A 13156-nucleotide genomic window follows, 5' to 3' on the forward strand; every position below is an offset into this window, starting at 1 on the left:
CTTCATCCTCCCTCTACTGAGGCAAGTCCACAGGCTCTCCGGTGCGTCCCGCACCTGATACCCCAACAAGATTCTGCTCTTGCAGGGCGAACTTCTTGATATTGATCGCCGCGTTGATATCGCGGTCGTGATGAGCACCACAATCAGGACAGACCCATCCCCTGTCAGAGAGGGCAAGATCCCGTTTAAGATATCCACAAGTATTGCATATCTTCGAGCAGGGATCGAATCTCCCGATCTTCAGGAAAGTCTTCCCGTACCTCCGACACTTGTATTCCAGCATCGTGAAGAAAGCGTACCACGAAACATCTCCAATCCCCTGTGCCAGAAGATGGTTCTTCATCATCCCACCAACATTCAACGATTCCACTGCAATGGCTTGGTTCTCGCTCACAACTCGAAAAGAGACTTTGTGCAGAAAATCGTTACGTTGGTTGGCGATTTTTTCATGGCACCGGGCAAGTTTCTGGATCGCCTTCTCCCGATTCTTGGATCCTTTCTTCTTCCGGGATACTCGCCGCTGCAACACCTTCAACCGCTGAAGGGAGGTCTTCAGGTGTCGAGGGTTCTCAATCTTCTCTCCGGTGGAAAGGGTCGCAAAGTGCTTCAGCCCAACATCGATCCCGAGCGTGGTGTCCAGAGTGAAAGGTGCGGGGTCAGGTTCGTTTTTCCCATCATCGACAAGAATGCTGACGAACCACTTTCCCGTCGAAGTCACGGAGACAGTGGCATACTTCATCTTCCCGGTGAAGACACGGTGAAAGATGGTTCTAATCGTACTGATCTTCGGGAGTTTGATCCATCTCTGATCGAAGTCCACGGAGTAACTCTGAGGCACCTGAAAAGACTGCACAGGATTTTTCTTTGACTTGAACCGTGGAAATCCTTTTTTCTCCCGGAAAAACCGACTGAAAGCATTATCGAGATTTTTGTTTGCACTCTGGAGAGATTGAGAATTGACCTCTTTGAGCCACGGATAATCTTCCTTGAGAGCCGGGAGACGGTTGTTCAGGTCGAAACAGGAGAGTGTTCGACCTTCCTGCTCATATACTCGGATCTTCTGCTCCAGAGAATGATTGTACACAAACCGACAGGCATGGATGTGCTTCATGAGGAGAGCGACCTGCTCCTGAGAAGGATACATCCGATACATGTAAGCCTGGAGCATACAAAGCACCATAAGGCACGCAATAATAAATTTTTCTCCATAAATCACAATCAACAAAAGGGGTTCCGCTTTCATCCCCGCACCTGTTGGTCGGGGTCCTCCCCCTCCACCCCTTTACCCAGGAAAATAGATACCTTTTTTTAGAGGCACGTAAGAAGTCTGATATCTATGGGCGGCGAGGTCTATCAGGCACAGGTGCTCAAAAATTTCTTCGACACCATCACCGGACCGGACAGGAACCTCACCCGGATCTTTATGTGCGTTGTTTCCCTGGCAAAGATCCGGATGGAGTCACCGGAGCGGATGGCGCACCTGATGGACCAGCTCAGAAAGAGCAAGCAGCACCGGGAACTCTCGGTGGACATCATCGATTACATGTGCTCGTGCGCCGCCGAACTCGATCTCCTCTCGGTTCAGACCGCCTTCGGCATGAAGGACGTCAGGGAGATCGCCGACTCCTTTGAAGGGATCAGCATCGATTCGTTCTGAACCCCATCTTTTTTGTCCAGTCACTCATGGGTGAGCAGCTGCTTCGTCTGTCCCTCCAGGCGGGTCGCATGCGATTCAGAGTGACCATATGGCCCTGCCGGCAATGAGGGAGATGTCCAATCATATTTGAAAAAGAGAATCCAGGATGGGCGTTCATCTCAGATCACCCATAAAGGAGCGTATTCACCCCTCTCCACGGCGGGATGGGGTAATCCCGGAGATGGGGGTGGTGTTCCATCCCGCCCGGTATCGTCGGAGGGTGATGTTTAGAGATCCAGCTGTTTCCTGTACGAGGTGATGATCTGGATCGGAAAACCCCGGTGCTCGTCGAGCGCCTGCTCGTCATCGGGCGACGTGATCAGTCCCACTGCATAGAGCAGAATAAGGGCATTGTCAATTGAAAAGGAGATCCGGTCCTCGATCAGGTCTTCAGAGAGATCCATCGCAAGATATTCCCGGTCCTCCGGAGAGAACAGCGTCAGTCCCTCGGAGACGATCACCGCCGCCTTCAGATCGGCCGCGCGCCGTTTTAAAAGACCGAGAGCCGTATAAATGGCCTTTGGAGCACCCTTTTTCTCAATCAACCGGATAGCGGCCTCGGCCTTTTCAACGGCATTTCCATAGAGCCCGAACTTGTAACTGAGCAGGGCTGACGCTATGGCATGGCCCGTTTCCTTATCGATACCCGCACATGCCGGCCGAATCCGCTCGCAGTACGCATCAAACAATCGCTCCGCCCGTCCCATGATACTCTCCCTCTGAAGCCGATTTTATTGAAACCTTTTCTCCACCCTCACGGCCAGCACACTGATCGAGGCGGCAAACAGCACCTGCATGATAGGTCCGCTGGTGAAATCGCCGTTCATAAAGATCAGCACTGCATAGGCGGGGGCAAGCAGAGCAACAAGGTCCTTCCTCTTCCTCGTATATGCATAGGCACAGAGAAGAACCGAAGCGATAATGCATGCCCATTTCCCGATCGCCCACAGCGAGTGATCGATCAACAGCGGACTGCCGGAGACCGTGATGGCAATCGCCGATGCCAGTATCCCCCCGAAGGAAACGGCGGGAACAACCAGCCACAACCGGTCCAGCGCGCTCGGCTCAATATTCATCAGTAGATATGGCGCTGCTCTTTTAAAGGACGTTGCGGTATAGTGTAGTGATATGGCGGTCTGTGTCCTTTCTGATATTCACGCGGACGCAGAGGCCCTCTCCCGCGTGATCGCGCTCCTCTGTGACCGGCGGTTCTGCGAGGTCTTCGGCGGGATCGATGGGGTCGTCTGTCTGGGCGACATCCTCGGGCGCGGGCATCAACCCGAAGAGACCCTCCAGCGGATGCAGGCGCTCTCAGAACAACTCCCGGTTACATTTCTCCTCGGAAACCACGACGACGCCTATCTCCGGCACATCCCTGTGAGCGGCGGGGACAGACGGAGCGGTGAGGCGCATGAAGGGATCAGGGAGTCCCCACTCCTCTCGATGATCAGGGGTATGAAGCAGGAGACGGTGATCGACAGCATGCTGTTCGTGCATGGCGGACCCCTCCGACTCGGGGGCGGACTGACCGAACAACCATTCTGGCAGCGCCTCTCGACCCGTCCAGGCCCATCATTCTCAGGCTATCATTATACTGCTGAGATGGCGTTTGAGGAACTGGATCGGCGCGGGTTGTCCCACCTCTGCATCGGACACCAGCACACGCCCATCTGCTGCCGGAAAGACGGGGGCATAATCAAACGGGTCGGTCTGGACTTCATCCCCCTCACAGGGAGGGGGATCGCCGGTGAATGTGCCTGCATCGACCTCAATGATCCGACCATCATACGGGTGGGCGCCTGCATGGGCAACCATCCTGAGATCGGTATCACCGATTTCAGGCGGTTTTTTCTGCTCCGGCTTTCGGCAGATGTCTGTCCCTGAAATCAACTGGAGTTCCGGCAACCGCCGTGAGGGCATCCTGCACCGCCTGCGCCTGCCGGGGGAGATCAGCGCTGAGGAGGGCCACCCTCTCTTCGGCTTCCTTGAAGGCGGTCCGGTCCGCCTCTACCGCTGCGGAGATCTCCCCGAGCTCCCTGTCCAGCGCCGCCACCTCAATGGGCAGGGTGCAGCCCTGAATCTCCCTGTGTATCTCTGAAGTGCGCTCGTGGGCCGATTCAAGTCTGGCAAAGGCAGCGGAAAATGCATTTTCCAGCCGTTCTTCATCGCAGAAGAGCGCCAGATCCTCCTTTCCCTTCAGGCTGAGCGAACCAGAGGCGATCTGCGCCCGCACCATCGCCACCGCTGGGGAAAGAGAGGAGAGGACGGCATCGATACCCGCGGCACCCGGATTCTCAAGGAGTCGGATACAGGCAGAAAGCGTCTTTGTATCTTTTGGCCGATCGCTCCGCATGACAATTTTTTCTGCCTTCTTCAGGACGCGCCCTGTCCGCGTACCGAGGTTCCGGAGGTCCTGTGCTGCGGCGCCCTCTTCCTTCTCCAGTCTATCCGCTTCCCCCTGAAGGTCCATGCAGGCCAGATACTCGGCATCGTCCCTGAGCACCCGGACCAGTTCCTCCTTCTCCCGGATGGCGCCCTCGGATTGAGCGATACGAGCATGTATAGCCGGCATCTTCTCCTGAACAGTACGGATCTCTTCATATGAACCGTTCAGGGCCGAGAGGGCGTCACGGGCGGATTCGATCTGTTTCCGCGCTGCCTGCGCATCTTTCACAGCCTCGGTCAGGTCATTGATGCTCCGCCCGATCTCGGCGCTGAACCCGCGTATCTCCTTCATCTCCTCGGGAAAGGCTCCGGCGAGATAGCGACCCTGGCGTTTCTGGATCTTGAGCAGGCTGGTGAGGATATCGGCGGCGACCGGATAAAATTCGTCGGGATCGGCGGGGAGGGAGCGGGAGGTCTGCTGTCCGAGCGCCGCCAGGAAGGCGGGCAGGGATCGCTCGGTGACGCTCCGGAGTTTGGGGTGGATATCCTCGCGCCCCTCCGCCTTTGCGAGTTCGGAACGCATATTTTCCAGACCGGAGAGGGATTCAGAGACAATGGTCCGGCAGGTTTCGGTTTTTTCCGCCAGACCACTCTCGATCACTTTTTCTCTCTCGTCAAGCCACAGTCCGGCCTCATCTGCCGTCAGGCTGAGGGTTTCTTCCTCGTTTTTCTCAAAAAGGCCCCTGATAAACCTGAACATCATCGATCTATCGGTGCCTGAATATAAAGGATTGTTAGTCTGATGACGAGATCGCGCGCAGGCGCTCCGCCCCGCCGATCTCGTCGATCACAGCAGCGACCGGATCGGGGACAAGACTCCGCCAGTCCTCGCCAGCGAGCATCCGGCGCCGCACCTCCGTGCCGGAAAGAGTCTCCCGTCGGTACATCGGAAGGGTCTGCACCTTTTTCCCGCTCTCTGAAAAAAGCCTGATAACAAGGGGATTGTTGGAATAGACCACGTCAAAATACGGCGTCATCGAGTAGACATGGGAGACCCAGAGGGCGTTTCGCCTGAGGTCCTCGATCGGAACGGCGTGATAGGACACGCCGATCTCGCGGAGGGCGGCGGCGATCATCATCAGGCGCTCTCCGGCGGTGAAGGGGTTATTGACCTCGTGCGAGAGCTGTGCACTCCCCACACCAATGACGATCTCGTCCACAAGGGGAGCGATCCGCTCCATCACCGACTGGTGGCCATTGTGATAGGGCTGGAACCGCCCGATATAGAAGGCCCGTTTCATGCGCGTTCCGCCAGGTGTGCAATCTGCGCGGCGTGGGCCCCTGCAACAAAGCCTGCATCGATGTTCACAACAGTCAGCACCGCACAGGACTGGAGCATGCTGGCAAGTGCCGCTGCTCCGGCCCCCATATAACCATACCCGGTGGAGACCGGGACGCCGATCACCGGGCGGTCCACAAGACCGGCAACGACCGCCGGGAGTGTGCCCTCCCGTCCTGCACAGACGACATAGACATGAGATCCTGCCAGATCCTTCAGCGCCGGGAAGAGACGGTGGACGCCTGCCGCACCCACGTCATAGGCGGTCCGCACCTCGCATCCCATCTCCTCGGCCACCACCCGCGCCTCCTCGGCCACCCTGATATCGGCGGTGCCGGCGGTAAGGATGGAGACGATGCCGCCCCTATGTTGCGGCGGTTCGCCGTTCGAGAGCACGACCGTGCGCCCCCGCTCCTCATAGCGGACGGTGAGACCGGCGGCGTCTGCAGCGATACCGATCGCCTCCGCCTGTGCAGGAGAGACGCGTGTGGCAAGGCAGCGGCCGGCGGCGCTGCAATGCCGTTCCATGATCGAGACCAGATCGGCTGTATCCTTCCCCTCGGCCAGCACGACCTCGGGGATGCCGCACCTGACCTCCCGTCCGAGGTCTATCCTGGCAAGTTCGCCCACCCGCTCAACCCGGAGTCCGGCTATCGTCTCCGTCGCATCTTCGAGTGAGATTCTGCCCGCGGCATAGGCGGCGAGCACCTCCTTCAGGGATTTTTCAGCGGTCATGGTCCAATACTACAATATAGGTGGCCGTATAATAAAATCACCACTGAAATGACCTATCTCCTCTACGTGGCTGCATTCGGGACGGCGGTGACCTTTTTTCTCTGGGTGCGTGACGCCCGGATCTTCTGGCGCACCGCACTTCCCGGATATCGGCAGGCCGCGTACCGGGGGGTGCTCTATTCCGCCCTCGCCCTTGCCGGATTTCTGATGGCATATTCGTCGGAGGAACTTGAGTATCTCGCCCTCGGGGCAGTGCTGCTCGCCCTGTATCTGCAGGGGCGCGGACCCAGAGAGCGGGTCTGGCAGGGCGACGAGAGCGCCCTCGAACGCCTCCTCGGAAGTGTACGGCACAGGTAAGATAAGAGGCGCCCCCCAAATATAGAGAAGGAGTCGAGCTGATGCTACAGAAACCACGCGGTACACGGGATTTCCTGCCCGAAGAGATGGCAGAGCGGCGTGCTGCCGAGCGCCTGATGCGCGATTCGGCGGCCAGATGGGGCTACGGCGAGGTCTGCACTCCGACCTTTGAACATGTCGAACTCTTCACCATCCGTTCAGGGGAGAACATCAAGCAGGAGATGTACACCTTCGAGGACAAGGGAGGGCGGCAGATGACCCTGCGCCCGGAGGTGACCGCTTCGGTCGCCCGGATGTTCGTCAACGAAGGGCGCTCCATCCCCAAGCCCGTGCGCTGGTACTATGTCGCCGACTGTTTCCGGTATGAACGTCCCCAGAAGGGGCGCTACCGCCAGTTCTGGCAGTTCGGTGTGGAGCTGATCGGTGCCGATTCGGCGGCGGCGGACGCCGAGGTGATCATGGTGGCCGACGAGGTGCTGCGATCGGTCGGTCTTACGTTCGACCTGAAGGTCGGTTTCCTGGCACCGATGAAGCATCTGCTCTCCGACGTCGAATCCGGGCTGCAGCGGACGGTGATGGGCTACCTGGACAAGCGAGATATGGACGGGCTTGCGGCATGCCTCGAGTCCTGCGGCCAGACCGATCTCGAGGGCGCCCTCTCGGGCCTGGTCTCCTGCCGGAACCCCGCAGAAGCGATTGAGATCTGCGGGCAGATCCCTGAGCAGCAGCGTATCGAAGAGATCTTCGCCATACTCGACGGCGAGGAGATCGAGTATACCGCCAACTTCGGGATCGTGCGCGGCCTCGACTACTATACCGGCATGGTCTTCGAGGGGTTTGCCCCCAACCTCGGCGCCGAGAGTCAGGTGGTCGGCGGCGGAAACTACCGCCTCACCCATCTCTTCGGCGGCGAGGACACGGCCAGCGCCGGGTTTGCCATCGGTTTCGACCGGGTGATGGTCTCCCTTGGCGAGCACCCGGTCGATCACCCGCCGGTCGTCGCCGTGCTCTCCCCTGCCGACGTGCGGGTGCATGCCTTTGCAGCAGCACGGGCATTCAGGGGTGAAGGGGTGCGCACAGAGATCAATCTCCTCGACCGCGGTATGGGGGCGCAGCTCTCCCATGCGGCAAAAATCGCCGATTATGCCTGCATCATCGGCAGACGCGAGGCAGAGGCCGGGACGGTCACCCTGAAGAATCTCCGTTCCGGCGAACAGCGGGAGATGGCCCTTTCCGACGCCGTCTCGGAGGTGACCGGCGTTGGTGATCGCTGAAGACCTTGCGAAACAGCAGAAAAGCATCAGTGTCGCCGAGTTCTTCGAGAAGAACAAGCACCTACTGGGCTTCGACTCCCCGGTCCGGGGGATCATCACCACGATCAAGGAGGCGGTGGACAACGCCCTGGACGCCTGCGAAGAGGCGGAGGTACTCCCCGACATCTTTGTATCCGTCCGGAAGATCGGCCCCGAGGCCTACCGCGTGGCCGTCGAGGACAATGGTCCGGGGATCGTCCCGGAGAACGTGCCGTATGTGTTTGGAAAACTCCTTTACGGCTCCCGTTTCCACCAGATCCGGCAGTCGCGAGGGCAGCAGGGGATCGGGATCAGCGCCGCCGTATTGTATGCGCAGCTCACCACCGGCACGCCTGCGGTGGTCGTCTCCCGCACATCGGCAAAGAGCACTGCCCACCGCTTCTCCCTGATGATCCGGACGGAGACAAACGAGCCCGATGTGCTGGAGCACGAGGAGATCGCCTGGGACCGGACACACGGCACCAGGATCGAACTCGAGTTCAGGAGCAGTCTTGCGGCGAAAAAACGTCTCCTCGATTATCTCAAGTATACCTCGGTGGTGAACCCGCATGCGCGCATCCGGGTCGAGATCGACGGCGAGGCCACGACCTTCGAGCGGGTGTCGGACGAGGTGATCCGCTCACCGCAGGCAATCCGCCCCCACCCTCACGGGATCGAACTGGGCACCCTGAAGCGGATGGCGGCGTCGACGCCTGAAACAAAACTCGGAGATTTTCTGGTCGATTCCTTCTCCCGGGTGGGCAAAAAGACCGCTGAGGAGATCGCCGCCACCGCCGGTCTCCCGATAGGGGCGCGGATGGGAGACGTGGGCGCCGAGGCGCAGAAGGCGCTGCTTGCGGCGATGCAGGCGGTGCATGTGCCGGCGCCGCCGATGAGCCAGTGCCTCTCGCCGATCGGCGAGGACCTGATAACACAGGGGCTCGATAAGGAGTTCCAGCTCGACTTCGTGAAGGCGCGCACCCGCCCGCCCTCGGTCTTCTCGGGCCACCCCTTTGTGGTGGAGGCGGCGATCGGGTATGGCGGCAAACTCGATGCAGAGGGGACAGCGCAGGTGATGCGGTTTGCAAACCGGGTGCCCCTGATCTACCAGCAGGGGGCGTGCGCCATCACGGCCCGGATCGCCGGCGTGAACTGGAAGAGTTACGGAGTTTCACAGTCCGGACTCCCCACCGGACCGGTGCTGGTGCTCGTGCATGTGGCCTCGACGAACGTGCCGTTCACCTCGGAGAGCAAGGACGCCGTGGCATCGATCCCCGAGATCGAGAAAGAGATCACCCTTGTCCTGCAGGACCTGGGGCGGGAGCTGAAGACCTACCTCTCCCGCCGGGACCGGAACCGGCAGCAGGAGGACCGGGCGCGGGCGGTCTGCGCCGTGATGCCGGCGATCGCCGAGAAGGTGGCGGAGATCGTGGAGCGCCCGGTGCCCGACATCTCAGCGATCGAGGGGCGGATCATGCGGCGGCTGGTGGCGCGCAAGAGCGTGCGCGATGGATGGGTGCAGATCACCGTCCAGAACCATACCGACCGGGAGGTCGTCCTGACGATCTATGACATCTCGACAGATGCAGCCGAGGGTGCCGAACCGGCGCCCGAGTTTTCAAGCGAACTCGACGGCGAGTTCACGCGCCTCTGGAACTGCGCCCTCCCCCCTGGCGGGGGCTGGGAGGTCGCATATCCGGGTCGGGGCGGCGGGATGCTGGATGTCAGGGGTGTTGAGGAGTCGCGCAAAGTGGTGGTGATCATATGAAGACAAAGGAGGAGATGGAGGCCGCCGGCGTCGAACGATTGATGGGGATCGCCGAGCGCTGGTACGACCAGCTGGTGGAGGGGCAGATCCCCTCGATCCGCCTTCCCACACGCACAAAACAGAACATCGAGTACGACGACGCATCCGAGGTCTGGAAGTACGGCGAGAAGGAGAGCGTGCGTTCGGCCCGGAACGCCAAGGGCGCCTCGCACCTCCTGAAGATGGCCTACGTGATCGGGTTTCTGAAGCAGCAGCTCGCCGAGAACCGCTCCTCGACCCTGAGAGAGATGTATTACATCTCAGAGGGCTGGAAGGGGGCGAAATTCGGTGCCCAGGACGAATCCAACAAGCTCGTGGAGGACCTGGAGATCCTCACCGACATCCAGCGGGAGATCTATCACCTCCGCCCGGAGGAGGACGGGGCCTCGATCTTCGGGGCGATCCGGATCCGTGAGAAGACCCGCCGGGGCGTGCGCGATATCCACTGCCAGGACGATGTGGGCGAGACCGGTTACCAGATCCCGAACAATGTCGACGCCCTGGAATTCCTGGACCACGACGCCAAATTTGTCGTGGCCATCGAGACCGGCGGTATGTATGCCCGCCTGATCGAGAACGGCTTCGACGAGGACTACGGGGCGGCGCTCGTCCACCTGAAGGGGCAGCCCGCCCGCTCGACGCGGCGGCTTCTCAAACGGATCCACGAGGAGTTCGGGCTTCCGGTGGTGGTCTTCACCGACGGCGACCCCTGGTCGTACCGGATTTATGCCTCGGTGGCCTATGGATCGATCAAGGCGGCGCATATGTCCGAACTGCTGGCGACACCGCAGGCGCAGTTCGTGGGGGTGCAGCCCGCCGATATCAGGGACTATGATTTACCCGCGGACCACCTCTCCGAGCAGGACGTGAACGCCCTGAAGGCGGAGATGACCGATCCCCGGTTTGCAACTGACTACTGGCGGGAGCAGATCGGGCTGCAGCTTGAGATGGACCTGAAGTCTGAGCAGCAGGCGTTCGCGGCGCGGGGGCTGGACTTTGTGACTCGGGAGTATCTGCCGGCGCGGCTCTCGGAGATGGGGGTGCTTCGCGCATGAAAGATACATTCAATATTTGTATGGTGACCACTTTTCATCCCCCCTTTGATAACCGCATTTTTTACAAAGAAGCAAAAAGTCTTACAAAATACTATAATGTCACTGTTGTTGCCCCCTCCTCAGAGATTCAAAATGGAATCTACGACGGCGTAAAAGTTGTTACAGTGCCATCGCCTACAGCGAAAATATTCTACCCCATCACCCTATGGAGGACATTTTTACAGGCACTGCGCCAAGATGCAGATATTTATCATTGCCATGAGATGGAATCATTGATTATTGGCATAATAATCAAGATACTTAAAAAAAAGCGTGTTATTTTTGATGTACACGAACACTGGCCGAGTATGTGGACGCTTATGGTCGGAAACTTACTTAGGATGAATATTTTTAAATATCCCAGTACATCTGCCTTTTTTCAAAGAGTTATTGGAAGGTTTGAACTATTTCTAGCCCATTTTTCAGATGAACTTATTGTGGTAAGTGATAGTGTGGGCGAACTGTTTCAAAAACAAAATGTGCCTTTTACTGTTATCATGAACGTTCCCCGAGCAGATATCACTGCATCTGAAACAATTCTCAAGAAACCCCATATGCTGATCTATATGGGGGGGAACCTTGGTTTTTCAAAGGGTACTGAGATTGCTGCCGGGATAATATCCTCATTGAAGAAAGAATATCCGGATATTTCTTTAAAAATAATTGGTAGAACAGACAGAAAATTTTTTGAAGAGTATCCCGATTCAGATGTAAAGGAAAGAACCACAATAACCGGTCTGCTCCCTCTCGATCAAATGTATCAGCAGATTAAAGAAGGAGCAATTGGGCTGATATTATTTCAAAACACACATTACAACTCATACATTGGCCTACCTAACAAACTTTTCGACTACATGCTCTGTGGTCTTCCAGTTGTGGCAAGTAATTTTCCAGAAATCAGCAGGGTCATCACAGAGTCTCAGTGTGGGATTCTAATAGATACATCTGACAGCAGTTCAGTCAATCAAGCAGTTAGGTGCCTATTTTCACACCCCGATGAAGCGGTTAAAATAGGAATAAATGGCAGACGCGCAGCAATCCAGAAATACAACTGGGCAATTATGGAAGAAAATTTATTGAATATATATGCGTCATTCCAGGAGGGAAAGCACTAATGTTGAGTAAATTAATGTTTTCTTCGGCTTATTCTTTAAAAAATCGAAATTTTAACCATTATTATTCACTCGCAAAGGCGAATGAATTTCAGCCATATCATATTCTTAAAAAATTGCAGGAAGAAAAACTGCGGAAATTGATATCACATTCCTATGAAAACGTCCCCTATTACAAAACCTTATTTCAAGATATTGGCATTAGACCTCAGAATATAAATTCAATCGAAGACTTACAGAGAATTCCTATCCTGACTAAAGATATTATCCGTACAAATCAAAAAGAATTCTGTCCAAATAACCTTGCCACACAAAAATATAAGGAGACATCTACAGGGGGATCTACGGGCGAACCTCTCCATTACAGGATTAGTCTGGATGACGAAATCCTAGGGATTGCAATAAAATATGCAAACTGGGGATATGCAGGATATGATCTTGGTGATAAAGTGGCAATAATCGCTGGCTCATCTCTTCTGCCAGATCCTAAAACTAAGATTTCAAATTTTTTATGGAGTCACGCAACAAATCATCGTTTTTTTTCCTCATTTGATATGAATGAAACACGTTTGGCAGCAATTATTTCAGACTGCAACGAGTTCGATCCAAAGTTTATACGTGGATATGCATCGTCATTATATTTTTTGGCGAATTATGTCATCAAAAATGGGATTGAATTAAAGTTTCGGCCACATGGCATATTTTCCACTGCTGAAAGATTATTCGATTTTCAGCGTGAAACGATCAAAAAAGCATTCAAAACAGAGGTATTTGATCAATACGGATTAAACGATGGCGGCGCAAGTGCATTTGAATGTAAAGAGCATTCTGGACTGCATGTTGACATGATACGAGCAGTACTTGAAGTCGTTGATGGCAACGGTTTACCCGTATCCCCGGGAGAAGAAGGAAGAATTGTAGTAACGGGATTACATAACTATTCAATGCCGTTCATTAGATATGATACAGGCGATAGAGGAATATTAGGCGAGAAAACCTGCAAATGCGGGAGAAACGCCCCCCTCTTAAAAAAAATAACCGGAAGACAACAGGAGTTTTTAGAAACCCCAGAGGGTTTATTTATTCATGGTGAGTTTTTCTCCCATATTTTCTGGGAAATAAATGGTGTAAAAGAGTTCCAAATAATACAAGATAAAATAAATGAAATCATCATATATATCGTTCCAGAAACAAATTTTGATACCAACCAATTGAAAATCATCTCCAAATATATTCAGAAGAAAAGTAACGGCTGGAATGTGGAGTACAAAATAGTAAATAAAATTCAGAAACCAGCTTCAGGCAAATGGAAATTTGTAATCCGCGATATTCGGTGATG

At 55.7% G+C, this 13156-nt stretch carries 14 protein-coding genes; 8 read left to right on the plus strand and 6 right to left on the minus strand.

Translation table 11 applies throughout. The features are described 5' to 3' along the window. Positions 1 to 13 precede the first annotated feature (13 nt). A complete protein-coding gene (gene tnpB / locus CUJ86_RS09430; RefSeq protein WP_130647309.1) occupies positions 14 to 1168 on the minus strand; it encodes an IS200/IS605 family element RNA-guided endonuclease TnpB in 1155 nt (384 codons plus the stop codon). A 168-nt stretch (positions 1169 to 1336) separates the two neighbouring features. On the opposite strand from tnpB, the gene CUJ86_RS09435 reads away from it, so the two are divergent. Then, complete coding sequence (locus CUJ86_RS09435; RefSeq protein WP_130647310.1) at positions 1337 to 1657, plus strand: hypothetical protein; 321 nt, start codon at positions 1337 to 1339, stop codon at positions 1655 to 1657. 266 nt (positions 1658 to 1923) lie between these two features. Here the strand turns inward: CUJ86_RS09435 and CUJ86_RS09440 are convergent, their stop codons facing one another. Continuing rightward, positions 1924 to 2403 carry a hypothetical protein gene (locus tag CUJ86_RS09440; RefSeq protein ID WP_130647311.1) on the minus strand — a complete coding sequence of 160 codons (480 nt, stop codon included), beginning with the start codon at positions 2401 to 2403 and terminating at the stop codon, positions 1924 to 1926. A 24-nt stretch (positions 2404 to 2427) separates the two neighbouring features. Next, positions 2428 to 2772, minus strand: coding sequence for a hypothetical protein (locus CUJ86_RS09445; RefSeq protein ID WP_130647312.1), 345 nt, complete (start codon positions 2770 to 2772; stop codon positions 2428 to 2430). Between the two features lie 52 nt (positions 2773 to 2824). Here CUJ86_RS09445 and CUJ86_RS09450 point away from each other — a divergent pair, with 52 nt between their 5' ends. Then, positions 2825 to 3580: a metallophosphoesterase family protein gene (locus CUJ86_RS09450; RefSeq protein ID WP_130647313.1), complete on the plus strand. Its 756-nt coding sequence runs from the start codon at positions 2825 to 2827 to the stop codon at positions 3578 to 3580. Here CUJ86_RS09450 and CUJ86_RS09455 read toward each other — a convergent pair. Genes CUJ86_RS09455 through larB form a run of 3 tightly spaced genes read right to left on the minus strand, consistent with a single transcriptional unit; the run spans position 3534 to position 6155 of the window. Next, positions 3534 to 4844, minus strand: a complete 1311-nt coding sequence (locus CUJ86_RS09455) for a coiled-coil domain-containing protein (protein ID WP_130647314.1) — start codon at positions 4842 to 4844, stop codon at positions 3534 to 3536. The genes CUJ86_RS09450 and CUJ86_RS09455 overlap by 47 nt on opposite strands. A gap of 31 nt (positions 4845 to 4875) precedes the next feature. Next, positions 4876 to 5382, minus strand: a complete 507-nt coding sequence (locus CUJ86_RS09460; RefSeq protein WP_130647315.1) for a nicotinamide-nucleotide adenylyltransferase — start codon at positions 5380 to 5382, stop codon at positions 4876 to 4878. After that, positions 5379 to 6155 carry a nickel pincer cofactor biosynthesis protein LarB gene (gene larB, locus CUJ86_RS09465; RefSeq protein ID WP_130647316.1) on the minus strand — a complete coding sequence of 259 codons (777 nt, stop codon included), beginning with the start codon at positions 6153 to 6155 and terminating at the stop codon, positions 5379 to 5381. The genes CUJ86_RS09460 and larB overlap by 4 nt, the downstream gene beginning before the upstream one ends. Positions 6156 to 6203: 48 nt before the next feature. On the opposite strand from larB, the gene CUJ86_RS09470 reads away from it, so the two are divergent. The 6 genes from CUJ86_RS09470 to CUJ86_RS09495 are packed head-to-tail and all read left to right on the plus strand — an operon-like array spanning position 6204 to position 13154. Beyond that, the gene (locus CUJ86_RS09470) at positions 6204 to 6512 is read left to right on the plus strand and encodes an ABC transporter permease (RefSeq protein ID WP_130647317.1); all 309 of its coding nucleotides are present in this window, start codon (positions 6204 to 6206) and stop codon (positions 6510 to 6512) included. Positions 6513 to 6553: 41 nt separating this feature from the next. Further along, complete coding sequence (gene hisS, locus CUJ86_RS09475; protein ID WP_130647318.1) at positions 6554 to 7786, plus strand: histidine--tRNA ligase; 1233 nt, start codon at positions 6554 to 6556, stop codon at positions 7784 to 7786. Continuing rightward, the gene (locus CUJ86_RS09480; protein WP_130647319.1) at positions 7773 to 9572 is read left to right on the plus strand and encodes a DNA topoisomerase VI subunit B; all 1800 of its coding nucleotides are present in this window, start codon (positions 7773 to 7775) and stop codon (positions 9570 to 9572) included. The genes hisS and CUJ86_RS09480 overlap by 14 nt, the downstream gene beginning before the upstream one ends. Next, positions 9569 to 10666 (plus strand): DNA topoisomerase IV subunit A, encoded by a 1098-nt coding sequence (locus tag CUJ86_RS09485; protein ID WP_130647320.1) that lies wholly within the window; start codon positions 9569 to 9571, stop codon positions 10664 to 10666. The genes CUJ86_RS09480 and CUJ86_RS09485 overlap by 4 nt, the downstream gene beginning before the upstream one ends. Then, positions 10663 to 11820: a glycosyltransferase gene (locus CUJ86_RS09490; RefSeq protein ID WP_130647321.1), complete on the plus strand. Its 1158-nt coding sequence runs from the start codon at positions 10663 to 10665 to the stop codon at positions 11818 to 11820. The genes CUJ86_RS09485 and CUJ86_RS09490 overlap by 4 nt, the downstream gene beginning before the upstream one ends. Beyond that, positions 11820 to 13154: a phenylacetate--CoA ligase family protein gene (locus CUJ86_RS09495; RefSeq protein WP_130647322.1), complete on the plus strand. Its 1335-nt coding sequence runs from the start codon at positions 11820 to 11822 to the stop codon at positions 13152 to 13154. The genes CUJ86_RS09490 and CUJ86_RS09495 overlap by 1 nt, the downstream gene beginning before the upstream one ends. Positions 13155 to 13156 lie beyond the last annotated feature (2 nt).

The sequence above is a fragment of the Methanofollis fontis genome (assembly GCF_004297185.1).
GTDB lineage: Archaea > Halobacteriota > Methanomicrobia > Methanomicrobiales > Methanofollaceae > Methanofollis > Methanofollis fontis.